Annotated in this window: 10 protein-coding genes; 1 reads left to right on the top strand and 9 read right to left on the bottom strand. The window is 39.6% G+C overall.

Going from position 1 to position 14,864, the window contains the following annotated elements; genetic code table 11:
• From BSAG_RS04090 to BSAG_RS04105, 4 genes are read right to left on the bottom strand one after another with little or no spacing between them, the layout of a single operon-like run.
• Complete coding sequence (locus tag BSAG_RS04090; protein WP_004313618.1) at positions 1 to 618, bottom strand: radical SAM protein; 618 nt, start codon at positions 616 to 618, stop codon at positions 1 to 3.
• Positions 615 to 3,785 carry a UvrD-helicase domain-containing protein gene (locus tag BSAG_RS04095; RefSeq protein WP_004313619.1) on the bottom strand — a complete coding sequence of 1,057 codons (3,171 nt, stop codon included), beginning with the start codon at positions 3,783 to 3,785 and terminating at the stop codon, positions 615 to 617. Before BSAG_RS04095 ends, BSAG_RS04090 begins: the two co-directional genes overlap by 4 nt.
• A gap of 8 nt (positions 3,786 to 3,793) precedes the next feature.
• Positions 3,794 to 4,420, bottom strand: coding sequence for a YhcH/YjgK/YiaL family protein (locus BSAG_RS04100; RefSeq protein ID WP_004313620.1), 627 nt, complete (start codon positions 4,418 to 4,420; stop codon positions 3,794 to 3,796).
• Positions 4,417 to 5,025: an RNA polymerase sigma-70 factor gene (locus BSAG_RS04105; RefSeq protein ID WP_004313621.1), complete on the bottom strand. Its 609-nt coding sequence runs from the start codon at positions 5,023 to 5,025 to the stop codon at positions 4,417 to 4,419. The genes BSAG_RS04100 and BSAG_RS04105 overlap by 4 nt, the downstream gene beginning before the upstream one ends.
• Before the next feature lie 161 nt (positions 5,026 to 5,186).
• Here BSAG_RS04105 and BSAG_RS04110 point away from each other — a divergent pair, with 161 nt between their 5' ends.
• Positions 5,187 to 6,179, top strand: a complete 993-nt coding sequence (locus tag BSAG_RS04110) for a FecR family protein (protein ID WP_004306246.1) — start codon at positions 5,187 to 5,189, stop codon at positions 6,177 to 6,179.
• A 333-nt stretch (positions 6,180 to 6,512) separates the two neighbouring features.
• Here the strand turns inward: BSAG_RS04110 and BSAG_RS04115 are convergent, their stop codons facing one another.
• From BSAG_RS04115 to BSAG_RS04135, 5 genes are read right to left on the bottom strand one after another with little or no spacing between them, the layout of a single operon-like run.
• On the bottom strand, positions 6,513 to 7,466 hold the full coding sequence (locus tag BSAG_RS04115; RefSeq protein ID WP_008770989.1) for a DUF4999 domain-containing protein: 954 nt from the start codon (positions 7,464 to 7,466) through the stop codon (positions 6,513 to 6,515).
• Positions 7,467 to 7,489: 23 nt separating this feature from the next.
• Positions 7,490 to 8,689 carry a DUF1735 and LamG domain-containing protein gene (locus tag BSAG_RS04120; RefSeq protein WP_004313623.1) on the bottom strand — a complete coding sequence of 400 codons (1,200 nt, stop codon included), beginning with the start codon at positions 8,687 to 8,689 and terminating at the stop codon, positions 7,490 to 7,492.
• Positions 8,690 to 8,697: 8 nt separating this feature from the next.
• Positions 8,698 to 9,837: a glycoside hydrolase family 18 gene (locus BSAG_RS04125; protein ID WP_004313624.1), complete on the bottom strand. Its 1,140-nt coding sequence runs from the start codon at positions 9,835 to 9,837 to the stop codon at positions 8,698 to 8,700.
• 27 nt (positions 9,838 to 9,864) lie between these two features.
• Entirely contained in the window at positions 9,865 to 11,415 is a 1,551-nt protein-coding gene (locus BSAG_RS04130) for a SusD/RagB family nutrient-binding outer membrane lipoprotein (protein WP_004313625.1), read from the bottom strand.
• Between the two features lie 17 nt (positions 11,416 to 11,432).
• Positions 11,433 to 14,735, bottom strand: coding sequence for a TonB-dependent receptor (locus BSAG_RS04135; protein ID WP_008997719.1), 3,303 nt, complete (start codon positions 14,733 to 14,735; stop codon positions 11,433 to 11,435).
• Between the last annotated feature and the right edge of the window lie 129 nt (positions 14,736 to 14,864).

The following is a 14,864-nucleotide window of genomic DNA, read 5'->3' as shown; positions in this document are numbered from 1 at the left end:
TTAATCATTAGGGGTTTTATAGGTGAACCGGTCGAATTGGGTAATTCCCATTTCTTTCAGAAGTTCTATGCTTAGGTTAATATCCTTCTCCGTATTATAGGAGGGGATGAGTGGTGTCCGAATAACGATTTGCTTGGTTTTGTCTTTCCCGATTAAATATCGTAAATTACCTAAGACGTTTTCATTATTCTTTCCGGTATATCGCTGATAGATGTCATTATTCATATCTTTGATGTCGACTATGTAATTGTCTATAGTAAAAATCAGTTCTTCTACATTCTGTTGCGGAACATTGAGAGAGGTTTCGACAGTGATTCTCCATTCCGGGCCACAGAGTTGGCGGAATTGCCTGATAAATTCGCTTTGTAATAAAGGTTCTCCACCTCCAAATGTGACTCCGCCGCAACTCGCCAAAAAGTAAAGTTCATCTTTGCGTACTTCCTCGTAGAGCTGGTTACAATTATAGCTCTCCCAAACACCGTTAGGCTGCAAAGATGTCGGGTTGAGACAGTATTTGCAACGCAATGGGCAGCCGTGAAATGCAACTAGTGTTGTAACTCCTTCACCGTCAATTGTTAGTCGATGGCGGGCGATGCCGATGAGGGGAACTGCTTTCATACTTTTTCTATTTTTTCTTCATCCACATACCACAAGTAACCGGTGATATTCTTATATCCCATCTTGGTAAGTAGCTGCATGTAGCCTTTTACCTGTTTATTATATTTAGGGTTTTCCTTACCAAATTTGAAATCAACTACAACAACCTGGTTGTCTTTCATCATTACGCGGTCCGGGCGACGGGTTTGTAGCACTCCTTTTTCTTTATAGATAATGGCACACTCATTAAATAATGTCCACTTTCCGGAATACCAATCTTGAATTTCAGGAGAAGAAAAAGCTTTCGTTGCAACTTCGCGGGCTACTTTTTCTTTCTCATCATTTCTGATCACTCCTTCAAAAATAAGTCGTTCGATGGCCGGATCTATATCTTCTGCTGTTTCGATAACAGAAAACAGGGTGTGTAACATACGCCCGCGGTTGATAAAGCGGTCGTCCGAGTCTTCTTCCTCAATTCCCTGGATGAAGTCCGCTGAACGGTTGGACTGACGAAACTCAATATCATGGCGCATGGATTCCATCCGGATAGGGAGCTTTTCCGGTTTCTGGGTTAGCTTGTTGGTCGATGTCTTTGTTCTTTCTTTTTCTGACGGACATAGTTGTCCTTGTTCGTAACAGTCTTCTTCCCAATCAATACCTTCTTCCTTAGCTACGATTGGGAGAGTGTTTGCCAACAGTTCGGACATGGTACCTTTTTGATTTTTTCTGCTCCAGATAATAAGGTTTTTTCCTGCACGGGTAAAAGCAACGTATAACAGATTGAGGTTATCTACCCAAAGTTGGAGACGCTCTTGCAGGTAGTCGTTTCCATAAATAGATTCTGCCATTTGGGTGGAGTAGTTGATAGGGAGAATATCCAACGCGTCGAATGGTGCTGCTTGCGGGGTACACCATACAAGTTGGTTATTGGTCTCATTCTCCAGTTTCCAGTCGCAGAAAGGGAGGAGCACGGTATGGAATTCCAATCCTTTGGATTTGTGTATGGAGAAAATCCGGATTCCTTCTACTTCTCCGCTTGGAATTGTTTTACTGCATAACGTTTCATTCCAATACCGGATGAATCCGTCGAGTTCGGAAGAGTTACTTTGTAGATAGTCAGTGACAGCATCGAAGAATGCGAATAAGTAGGCATCCTGGTCTTTGATAAGATTCATCTCGAATATACTGAAAAGCTCTTCCAATAGCTCATAGAGAGGCATTAGCCTTAATTCTTTTATCTTTTCAAGAAAAGCGGCGGGAAGATAATTCTCGGCAGGGAGGAGTAGGAGGGTATTCCAATCCAATCCTTTTTGTAAAACTTCGTTTTGATAGGCTATGGCCAGCTGGGCACGTGCTATTTTATTGTTTTCGTCGGAAAGAAATCGCAAGGCGTCCAGCATCATACAAATGGCAAGAGAGGCGTCAAGGCGAAAGGCTTCGTCTGATACCACTTTGTAGTGTAGCTCCTTATCAAAGTAATCGGCAATACGGGGAATACTTTTATTTTTTCGTACTAAGATGGCGATGTCATTAAGCTGTACTCCGGAGGCGAGGAGGTTTTCCACTTCTGCTCCCAGGCTAATAAGTGTCTGCTCGGTATAGTCATGTTCTTCGTCGGGTTCGAGAAAAGAGACTTTAACGTATCCTTTTTCTGTACTTCGGGGAGATTCCTGCACAACGTCGGCATAGGCTTTCTGCAAATCCTCACAATCTTTGCCTAATTGCTGTTTATACACTCCGTTCAGATAGTTGGCAGCAGCTGTGAAGATTCGATTGTTAAACCGGATGACATTCGTTTCACTTCTCCGATTGGTGGCTAACGTCTTGACGCGGATCGGGAAATGCTCGATGTGGTCATTCAGGCTGTTGAGAATTCCCCAATCACCATTCCGCCAACGATAAATGGACTGTTTGACGTCTCCTACAATCAAACTGTCTGCTCCTTGAGACAGCCCTTCGAGCAAAAGCAGTTTGAAGTTGCCCCATTGCATTCGGCTGGTATCCTGAAACTCGTCTATCATGACATTATGGATATTTGTCCCTATCTTTTCGAATACAAAAGAGGAGTCACCGTCTTTCACCAGTTGGTGAAGTAGGGCGTTCGTGTCTGACAACAGAAAACGGTTGTTGTCGTGGTTCAACTGACGTACTTTTTCGTCGATATTGGCGAGAAGTTGCACTTTATTGAGATGTTGCAAGGATAACCGGCAACTATTCAGTAACAAATTATTCTTGGAACGCAACTTTTCAGCATCTTCCAGAATTTGTATAAGGCTGGAATTAGCTAGGTTGATGATATCCGCATAACGGGGAGAAGTCTTGGTTGCCCAATTTTTGGCATCTTCCAGACATTTCTCTACTGTGGCATTACGGATATCATTGCTTAAAACGCCATTATTCAGTTTACGGAAATAACTTCCGATTCCCCGTGAACCGTTTTTCAGATCATCAGCAGTTAATGCGTGACCATCCAGTTCTCCTTCGAATTGGTCGTAGAATCCTTTCATTTGCTCCAGTATTTCCGTTTCCAGAGCTTTCAGTTGTTTGCGGTATTCTTTGATGGTGTTCGGATTACGCAGTCGTTGCCGAAGTCCTTCTCCTTTTTCAATATAGCCTTCATCGAAAATATTGCGTCCGAAACTTTTAACTTCGTCTGATACATTCCATCGTTTATCATCGGCAATTCGTTCGTTGATATAGTCTAATAACCATGCGAGGACAGGGGAAGTGGGACCTAACTTCTCGATCATGCTATCTACGGCGTCACTAAGAACTTCGGTATTGTTTAACTCGATATTCAGATTCGGGCTAAGTTCCAGTTCCCGTGCGAGATTACGCATGACAGATTGGAAAAATGAGTCAATAGTCTCTACCCTGAACCGGCTGTAATCATGCAGCATATAGTTAAGGGCGACGCCTGCCGCTTCCCGTATCTCCTGTTCGGTTTTTCCAGTCTCTTCTTTGATACGGTTGAGATAGGCTTCCGAATCTTTATCACCTATCTGTATGCCGTAAAGCTGACTAAGAATACGTTCCTTCATTTCTGCTGTTGCCTTATTGGTAAAGGTAACAGCGAGAATTTGCCGGTAGGCACGGGGATTGAAAATTAATAGTTTGATGTATTCCACGGCCAGGGTAAATGTTTTACCCGAACCTGCAGAGGCTTTATAGACTAAAAGTTCACTCATGTTTTTGTTTAAGGGATATATTCGATTTTAGCAACGATTACTCGTATCTCTTCCGGTTCTTTCCCGGCTTTTACTAATGCCTGATGGAAGTTTTTAGGGAAGAACATGAAGAATGTGTCCGGAGTGGAATCTACATATTTTATTTTCTTGGCTTTGTAGAAAGTAACATCCGGTTTATATTCGGTGATAGGCTCCGCATATTCGGCTGAAGTAATTCCGAAACGTTCAGTACCTTTTACTACATATTGCAGATCGATGCCGTGGCGGTGTGCTTCAATTTTACGTTTACTGACATCTTGTGTTGTTGCATCCTGTACATTGATGTAGCAATGTTCACCATCTACTTCGTATCGTCCGGCAGGCATATTTACGAGGTCGTGGGTAGCTAGCCATTGGAAAGTCTTGTCCCACACTTTCTTGTTCTTGTGATATTGTGAGGCAAACTCCTGATAATCGGTTGTCTTATGAGGCATTGCCTTCAGCCCGTTCGCCCATTCTTGTTTCTGTGTCCATTGGCGGGCTTGTTTAAGAGTCCAGTTGTCAGCAGATTCTTGTGAATATACATTTTCTGTGAAGAAGAAAAGAAAAAGTCCGATAAACAGGCTTGAACTACTAAATACGAAGTTTGATTTCATGATTGTTCGAAAAAATTAGGTCCGAAAATAAGTATGAATAAAGGTAGATAGTCTTTTAAAGCTACTCGTAATAGCTTTAAAGCTTGTCCAATTCTGTAATTAATCGTTTGTGGAGATACATTCAGTTTCTCGGCAATTTCTTTATGCGTCAGATGTTGATTACGGTTCATCTCGTAGGCTTCGAGATATTCTTTCGGAAGTCTTTTTAATGCTTCTTCATATAGACGGAAAAGCTCATCACTCAAATAGAAGTCCGGGTTATTGAGCTCACTATCATATTTATCTACGATTTCCTGATGTACTTTTCGTTTAATCTCAAAATGGGAAAGACGGTTGAGGGCTTTGTTCTTGACAATCGTAAAAAGAAGAGTTTTGAGTGTCAGATCTTCCATCAGAGTACAACGGTTTTCCCACAGCCACATCATTGTTTCCTGCACAATCTCCTCTATTTCTTCCTGCTCACTTACGTATTGAGAACAAAAAGCACATAGCCTACGGAAATAATGTCTGTAGACGACGTCAAAAACTTTTTCTTCTCCTGCTTTTAGGGCAGTAATAACGGACTTATTATTATTAATATCCAAATATATCGGAGATTGTGACATTCTCTTTTAATTTATGTAAGACAAAAATAATGAAAGAAGTAGATAAATGAAATAAAAATGCGAGAAAAAATATTTTTTTCTTTTTCTCTTTAGTATATTTGTGCTCACAACTGTATTACTACAAAGGTATTATAGTTTTTTTTGTAAAAAGATAAAAGAGCATGGATGAAACTATCTTGGTGAATTACCTGCAAGGTGAATGTAATGATGAAGAAGCTGCTCGGGTGGAAGCTTGGTGCGAGGAAGGGCCGGAAAACCGGAAAACTTTGGAGCAACTTTATTACACTCTCTTTGTAGGTGAGCGTATAGCGGTGATGAATACTGTAGATACAGAGGCGTCATTGGATCAATTTAAATCAGCTATCAGAGAAAAGGAGAAAAAGGCTAAGCGGAAAAGTATTTCAATCCGTTGGGGACGTTATGCTACTGTGGCGGCTGCTTTTCTTACCGGACTCGTTTTTGCCGGTGGAATTGCCTGGGGATTACTTTCTAATAAGCTTTCGGATTATGAGGTGATAACTGCTGCCGGACAGAGAGCGCAGACTGTGTTGCCGGATGGTAGTAAGGTATGGCTGAATGCATCTTCAAAAATAGTTTATCATAATTCTTTATGGAGTTCGGATCGTCAAATCGATTTGTCGGGTGAAGCCTATTTTGAAGTGTCTCATGATAAACATGCTCCATTTATAGTAAATAGTAAGCAAATCAAGACTTGTGTGCTTGGTACGAAATTTAATGTGCGTGCACGCCAAGATGAGAATAGGGTAGTGACTACCTTGCTTCAAGGACTGGTACGGGTAGATTCTCCGCGAACGGAAGAGAATGGTTATTTGTTGAAACCGGGACAGACATTGAATGTAAATACGGATACTTATCAAGCAGAGTTAATTGAATATAACCAACCTACAGATGTGCTTCTCTGGATTAATGGCAAGTTGGAATTTAAGCAACAGTCTTTATTGGAAATAACCAATATTATGGAGAAGTTGTACGACATCAAATTTATCTATAAGGATGAAGCATTGAAATCAGAACGGTTTACCGGTGAATTCTCTACTGATAGCACTGCTGATGAGATACTGAATGTATTAATGCATACCAATCATTTCTCTTATAAGAAAGACGGACGGATTGTCCGAGTGATGAAGAAATAAGAGATAGGTTAGTGTTTCTAAAAGGCTGTCTAATTAGATCTTGACAGATTAAGGTTTGTTCGTTATATAAAGATGTGAAGTGCTCCCAAAAGTTAGATACATAACTTTCTGGGGGCATTTCACATATATGTAGTGGCAAACTGATTGGAATGGGATTTGATTAGATAGTCTTTAACACGAGAAATCACCCTCACTACATGACTGAACTGCACTCCTTAAGTTTTGTGTTCAACTTTTGGGGTGCAGTTCATTGTAATGAGGGTGATTTTATGAACTTAAGGCCTGTTTGATAGCCTCTATTCTATATTTTTATAGTTATCTATTCATAAATACTTACTCACTTTTGGGTTCGTAAACATTAAATTCTGTAACATCCGTACGACCGTTTGTAGAGATAGTGATAATCTGATATTTTAGATATCGCGTAGTAATAGGAGAGATGAACGTGATGTTTTGTGTACTACTACCGGGTATTGCTAATGAACTTAATGATTTCCATGTCATACCATTTTCAGACTGTAATATTTCCACTTCTCTAGGAGCATATGCATTTCCCCAGTGATTCGTTTTGATGCCTGTTAAAACCTTAGTTTCTCCTAAATCAACGGTGAACCAGAAGCCTTTATTATTTAGAGCAACGTCAGTTCCAGTCTTGCCATCAATTAAATTATTAGGTGCGCCGTCTACTCCTTCTTCCACATTAACAATCCAACCTGCACGATTACTGATAAGTTGGCTATTGCTAGGAGTACCACTTTTTAGATTACAGTAGGCAGCTTTATTAATGATGACAGGTAAGATACTTAAATTACTGCTAATGACAGTGTTCTTATCATTGGTAGTTACATTACTGATTGATACACTGAAAGAGAAACTTGTTTTTTCCATGATACTGGCGAATATCGTTGGATCGACCGTTGCAGTGATTTCTTCAGAAGTCATCTGTCCTTCTTTGAGAGTAACCTGTGAGGAACTTAAAACGATCTGGCTTGCATCAAGCCCTTCTGTTTCACTTTTTGCACTTAATGCGATAACCATATCTGTAGAGACTGCTTTCTGTGTTTTTACAGTAAAAGCCATCTTAATTTCATCTCCTCCGATTCCATTCGCATCATGAGTCAGATTGAACTTTTTTACATTCCCCGATAAATAGTCATTTCTCTGTAGAGACACATACGTAGCATTCCACTCGTTAAAAACTTCTTCATCATCACTACAGGACGAAATGAATGGGACAAACAAGCCGAGTAGAGTTGCTATTGATAGTGATTGAAATATATTTTTCATATACATATACAATTTAATTTTTACTATTTCCATTCAGTAGCCTTATCTGTAGATAAAATACCGTCAATCCAGGTAGGAGTAGCAGAAGTTGTCAAAGTATGACCTTTACCGGTTGCATCTTCGAACACATTACCTTGTCCTTCATTGAATCGCCAATAAGCTTCCAAACCTACAGATTTAGGGCTAACTTGCGTCATGTTATTCTGAATTTGAGAAGCGGAACGAACTACGGACCAAATACGTGCTTCACTCATCAAAATTTTACAGTTTCCCCATCTACTATAAGAATCATCACCTAAGCAGAACCAATTTACATCAGAGAAAGTTGTTGCTCCTGTTGGTATACTCAACACACCCGAATCAACTCCGTTTATGTAAAGTCGATAGTTGGAACCATCACAGACCAATGCTAAATGTTGCCATTCGTTTGGCTTGAAAGAATTACTTGGATTCAAATAAAGCCGGTTACGTCCTACAATCTGTACTAATGAATGTGCCTTATAATTTTCATTGTCACTTTGAGGATCCTCAAAACGTAAAAGGATGAAGTTTGCATCATCGCCTCCGTTCTTAAATACTGCACGGTCACGGTCAGCTGTGTTGGCTACCTGAAAACGAACCTCTATCGTATATTGTGAATACGTTTCGGGAGATTCTGTGAATTTATTAGCTTTTAAACTAGGAGCGCCAACAAACATTGGAGCTGAAAATTCGATAATACTTTCTGCCAAGATAACAAAGGTTCCGGTATTTTCCATCGGTGAAATACTTCCATCTTGCGATACTAGTTTTACAGGCAGTGCATATGATTCTCCCGATTTCATCATTTCCTGACTGAAAGCTTTCAAAGCGATGGAGAGGGCATCGGCTGCATATTGTCCTGCTTTTACAGTAATCGTTTCCGGCAACGTATAATAATCTTTGGGCAACATTATATATCCGGTTCCATTAATATGGTTATAAGTGTCCAGTACTGATTGATCTGTAACCAATTTATAATGATTATCTGTAGAAGAAAGATTACTAAGATGCACATTTAGGGTAGTAAAACTTTCTCCAGTAGCCTGTACGGTCACTTTTTGACTTGTACTGGAAAGAGCTTCTTCAATATAAGCATGTGTATCTAAAGTATCGTATTTTGCATCTCCACAACTTACTATACTTCCTAAGCCTGTTATGACTGCGGAGAAGCATAAAATTTTTATATAATTCATACGTTTCATAGTTTACATTAATTTTTAAGTAATGAATGTGATGACGGGTTCATAATTTGAATAGCACGGCGTATATTTTTATATTCTGGTGAAGTTCCATACTCTGCTTCCATATGATAGGTTCCTGCACCACCTTTACGGAATCCGTTACTTGGTTGCCAGCGTGCCATTCCTTCAAGAGATTTCATTTTGTTACCATAACGATCAGTGTAATCATATCCACCGTCCATAGCAGCATCGGTAGCCTCGAAATTCTCGGTCATGATGGTCATCTTCGTGATTTGTTCTTCAGACATGACACTGCTATACGTCTGAACAAGTCCTGCACCTGCTACGCCGCCTGTGATAAGACGTTTATCGAGTTTAGAATCACTGCCAGGACTACTATTATTGTAAGCCTGAATGATAAAATAGTCAAAATATAACCCGACTTCAGGTCTACCTGTTATGCTCTGTGGTTCGCCATCGATAACTAATAATTTACCAGTTCCTGATTTCGGACCGAAATATTTGCCTAGTTCATCAACAAATGCAAACATTCTATCGTCTTCGTCTACGATATTACCGGGGTTGCCAAAATTAGGTTCATAATCGATATCAAAGCCGTCGTAACCATATTTGTTTACTGTATCGGCAATGGCGCTTGCATATTTGCGAATGGATGCTTCTATTGCTTCCTTATTTGATTCATCGGAAGGCCATCCCCAAAAATCATTCACAGCTTCTTTTTCGGATGAAAATCCCATATTTTCCCAATTTTCACGAATATTCTGCGGAGTAATTTGATCGCCTACACTTCTGATAATAAAACACATGGTAAAACGAGTACCTTTAACTTGTTGGCAAAATTCCAGATCTTTTTTTTGAGCTTCTGTAATGTTCGACCAATTTCCCCAAATAGAAACAATATCTACACTATCAGGAATACCGGCTAAAGAACTTTTCATATAGGCACCTTCACCACTCCAGCCACCAAACCAACCAAATGCAACTTGGTGATCTGTCTGTTTATAGGCACGCAAGGCCGCATAATATTCATCCGATACGATCGATTCGGGAAAAGTTTTTGCTTCTGACTCCGTCCAGTCACTGCAACCGATCAATGAGGTCGTTGCCAGTGATATGAGTACAATGTATAATAAATAAATTTTCTTCATAAAAGTCCTTTTTATGCATTATATAAATTAGTTCTTTTTAGCCCACTTTAAGTCAGTAGCTTCGTTATCAGCACCGCCTAGTTCTGCTACTCCCAGATCATAATTGGCTTTATTGTTTTGTGCCTCTGTATAAGGGAAACTTAGACGACGCATACCGCGTTGGCTGCTCACACCACAATCTGATAGATTGTCGATACAAGGATAAAGTTCCGGATAACCTGTACGGCGATATTCAGCCCATGCTTCCAATCCTAATGGATAATTGGCGATCCATTTTTGAGTAATGACACGTTGGAAATTCTTTCCATTTACGTTGTCAGCCTCGCTGTCATCCCACATTACACTCACAGTATTGGTAATTGTAGCAGTAGCATTTTGCACAACATCACTTTCATGTGATACGACAGGAGCCTCGTCAATCTTCATGTATTCAGTGGCTGAAACCTGATATTGTTCCATTGATAAATTAATACCATCTTCGTAATAGGCTTTTGCTGTTTTAGAACCGACATTCCAACCACGCAATTTTCCTTCTGCACGTAAAAACGCTGTCTCTGCAGCACAGAAAACCATTAATTTAGAAGTTGCCGTATATGCAGGAATAGAGAATCCTGCTGCATCTGCCTTTTTAAAATCAGCATCTCCAGTACGCATACCTACATATTTATCTGTTTTCCCGGCAAGGGTAGACTTATTAAAGAACTTCGGCATACGTGGATCGCCATATGCATTCATATAATCTACAATATTTGCATTCACACGCAGATCACCCCAACTTACAGCTGCCAGTTGATAGGGATTACTCTGCGTGCCACAAGAAAGCATAGCATTATCCGAATTACTTTCAATCAATCCTGCTTTATGTGTTACTGCTGCTTCAGCTGCCTCTTGAGCAATGCCAGGCCATGTTCCGCTGATTCGCATTGCAACACGTAAACGCATTGAATTGGCTAGCTTAGCCCAACCTGAATAATTTCCATCAAAAACCGGATCATTGGCTCCCAATGGGGCATTACCATTTGTTTCTACATAATAGTTGTACAAAACATCGGCTGCATTGGCTAAATCACTTAATATACTGGTATAGACCTGTTCCTGGGTATCATAAGATACATAGAAATTACCCTTCTTTACTTGGCTGTAAGGCATCGGTCCATAACAATCCGCAACGCGAAGCATTGTTATTGCACGTATCATACACGCAAAAGCATAATAATGTCCCGTAGAATTTGTCGCTTCTTGTATTTGGAAAAAGTTTCCATATATTTTTTCAAACGGAGTGTTCCAGGGGGTAGCATTCCAGGCATCACTCTGATTGAATGTGCTGAAGTTTGTACCACTCCATGTGTTAGAACAGCATAGATAGCCACCTAACTGTCCCACCATCTGATCTTGCATTTGAGAGTCATTCTGCTGAATATTCACAATTGTTTCAATCATAGATTTCATCAAAGTCGCAGGGTCTGCATCATGAATTTGATATTGATTCGTATTATACTCCTCAAATTTATCGGTACAACTTCCTGCCAGTAACAACAGAGCGGCACCGACTGTGATATTTCTTAAATATTTTCTCATAACATTAGCTTTTTCTTTTAAAATTGAACTTTCACATTAAAACCGAAGTTACGCAAGCTGGGTTGCATAAAGTAGTCTACATTCATATAATAGTTACTGGAGGTAGAGGCAGACAATTCCGGGTCAAATGGGGCTTTACAATAAATCATCCATAAATTACGTCCTACAATACCCAAAGTAACATTCGCCACATTTTTAAACCATCTTTTAGGAAGTGTATAGTTTAGACTCAATTCCTGCAAACGTACATTGGTTGCACTATATAGATAATAACGACCGTAGCCACCTTCACCCGTACCAATAGTCTGGTAATACTTTTGGGCGTTAACTTTGCCGTTATTAATAGGTATACCACCATTATCACGAGCTGTTGCAGATGTTTCGGATACTCCATAATAATCTAAAATACCTTGAGTAGCCGAATAAGCTAATCCGCCTACACGGGCTGATAATACAACTCCTAAATCAATTCCTTTATAAGTGAAATGATTGGTCCATCCGAGGTTGAAATCAGCATCCAGATTACCTACTTTTACCGGAGTGTTTGATGAAGTGATACCCAGATTACCATTCTGATCGACTTTTATATTACCGTTATTGTCTTTTGTCAGCTGGTTGTATACATAGATATCAGTCATGGAACCTCCTTCTGTCAGGATGACGCGAGGAGCTACATTCTCTTTACCTAACCAACCCACATTCATTTCATCCATTTGGATAGCTTCTCCTGTCACGGGATTCACGCTACCGCTTGCCAGTCGTTTCACCTTGTTACGGTTTAGAGTGAAGGTTGCATTAGAAGACCATCCGAATCCTGCCCATTTATCACTGAATCCTAAAGCTAATTCAATACCCTGATTTTGCACGTTACCAGCTTGTACAATCGCTTGTTTATATCCGGAAGAAGAGGGGATATCTACCTTAAATGTTTGGTTCAGTGTGTTAGAACGATAGTAAGTAGCGTCTAAATTAAAACGATTTCCCCAGAATTTCAAGTTCAAACCGATTTCCCAGGATTTAGTCTTTTCAGGTTTCATATTGTCCATCGGATATACGGTCGGATTCGCCCAGTTATGTGTCTGGCTGTTGTATTCGTACCCCGGATTAGTAAGGAAACGATCGAAAGAAGAGGCTACCACTGTATACGAACCGCGTATTTTAGCATAAGAAATCACCTCTGGTAGTTTAACCATTTCTGATAATAAAGCCGATAAACCGACTGACGGATAAAAGAACGATTTTTGTTTGGAGAATGCGAGTTTTGAATCCCAGTCATTACGTCCGGTTACAGTTAGATACAGTTGATTTTTCCAACTTAATTCAGCACTGGCAAAAATACTTTGAATTTCATCTTCATATCCGGTAGGATCCGGTTTATAGTTGGCAGAGAAATTAATATTGTTGATCTGGAAGAAGTTGGGGATAACCAGGTCACCTGCAATATATAACTGATCCATTGAAGTATGATATATGGAAGCACCAACATTGGCTGTTAAATGAAAATCACCAAATGTTTTATCTATATTAGCTAGGAAATCGGCATATAAAGAACGTTCCTGACGCATGGCATCTTCAAAACCACCACTTACACCACAGAATGTTGTTAATGTAGAAGCTGATTTTTCGTTTTTATTCCGGTAGTCGGAATTGTCCAGATTGACGCGACCGACAACATTGAGCCAATCTGTAGCCTGCCATTTCAAAGAAGCGTTCATCATATAACGTTTCTTGTTGGAAGTACGGTTGATGCGATTTTGTATCCAATATGGATTTTGTAATGACAAACTTGCATCACCATAAGGCCAATATTGTTCCATATAGCCGTAGTTAGTATTATAACGTTCATACAAACGAATTTCGTCAAAGTTGTCTCCACGAGGGAATAGATACAGTGATGGGAGAGGGTTATAATACTGTCCTTGAGAAACCATGTTTTTGTTGTTCTGAACGATATATTGTGCACCGATATCCAGAGTAAGTTTATCATTCAGGAAATGGGTGGTATTACGTGCCGTAAAATTATAACGGTTATAGGAGTTATTCGGAAGAATTCCACCGGAGTTAGTTGTAGAAGCAGAAAGATAGGTCTGGTTTTTGGTATTTCCTGTAGATAATGCTACCGAATTGATAACATTGGAGCCTGTTTCAAAGAAGTCAGATGGGTTATATCGACGGTTTGCCAATTCTCCCCAGCTGAATAATCCGGAACTTGTACCATAACGGTTCTGCATATCCGGCATAATATATGCTTTAGAGAAAGTAGTACTGTTGGATACTGTTATGGTAGTTTTCTCTGTTTGGCCTTTTTTAGTAGTAATTAAAACAACACCGTTTGCCGCAGCAGAACCATATAATGCTGCCGCAGAAGGACCGGTCATCATACTAATACTAGCAATATCGTCCGGATTTAAGTCAGCAACAGCATCTGATCCTCCCATCTCTCCAAATAATCCTTCGCCACCGCTTTTTCCTGTATTAAAAATAGGTACACCGTCAATTACATACAATGCATTGTTATCTTTAGTCAGAGATTTCATACCACGCATAACAACACGTGTGGCACCACCAGCACCGGTTGCACCACTATTAATCTGAACACCGGCAACCTTTCCTGATAGTGAATTCATAAAATTGGCATCTTTTACAGCTGTCAATTCGTCACCTTTTACCTCTTGTACATTATAACTTAACGCCTTAGTTGCACGCTTGATACCCAATGCAGTAACAACTACTTCGTCCAATACTTGCGTATCTTCTCCTAAGGTTACTTTTATAGGTTGTGCGTTGGCAAGCGTGATTGTTTGGGAGGCATAACCGATATAGGATACTTCAAGTACATCACCTTTAGCTGCTTGTATTTTGAAATTTCCATCCATATCAGTGATAGTACCATTTGAAGTTCCTTTTACCAAAATACTAACTCCAATCAATGGTTCTCCTTTTGAATCAGTAACAGTACCACTTGCAGTAATTGGTGTTTTTTTCTGCTGCTCTTCTTTATTACTCTTCGCAGAAAGTACAATATGATTATCTACTATTGAAAAACTGACATTTACTCCTCTGAATAACTGATTCATTACATTATTCAAAGATTCTTTTGTTACCTTGATAGATATGACACGATTTATATCGACATCATTTGTGTTATAGACTACTGACATTGAAGTTTGTTTCTCAATTTCTTTCAAAGCAGTGTTCAAGGGTACTTTCGATAGATTAAGAGTGATCGTTCGTTCTTGCCCATAAGCTGAAGCAAAACACGAAACCAACAAAAGGAAGAATAACAAGTATGAAAACTTGTGTTTTATAATTTCTTTCATCTTATTCTTTTTAATTAGAAATAGTTTTTAGAGAATTTGTAATTAGAGGCGGTAAATGAGATTACCGTTTTCACACAAAGGTTTCATGTATCTCTGTTTCTCATAATTAATAAATTTAAAGGTTATACT

Origin of the sequence: Bacteroides sp. D1 (assembly GCF_000157095.2) — a bacterium.
GTDB classification, from domain to species: domain Bacteria; phylum Bacteroidota; class Bacteroidia; order Bacteroidales; family Bacteroidaceae; genus Bacteroides; species Bacteroides xylanisolvens.
The sequence above is the reverse complement of the archived record's forward strand: the minus strand, read 5'-3'. Positions and strand labels throughout refer to the sequence as shown.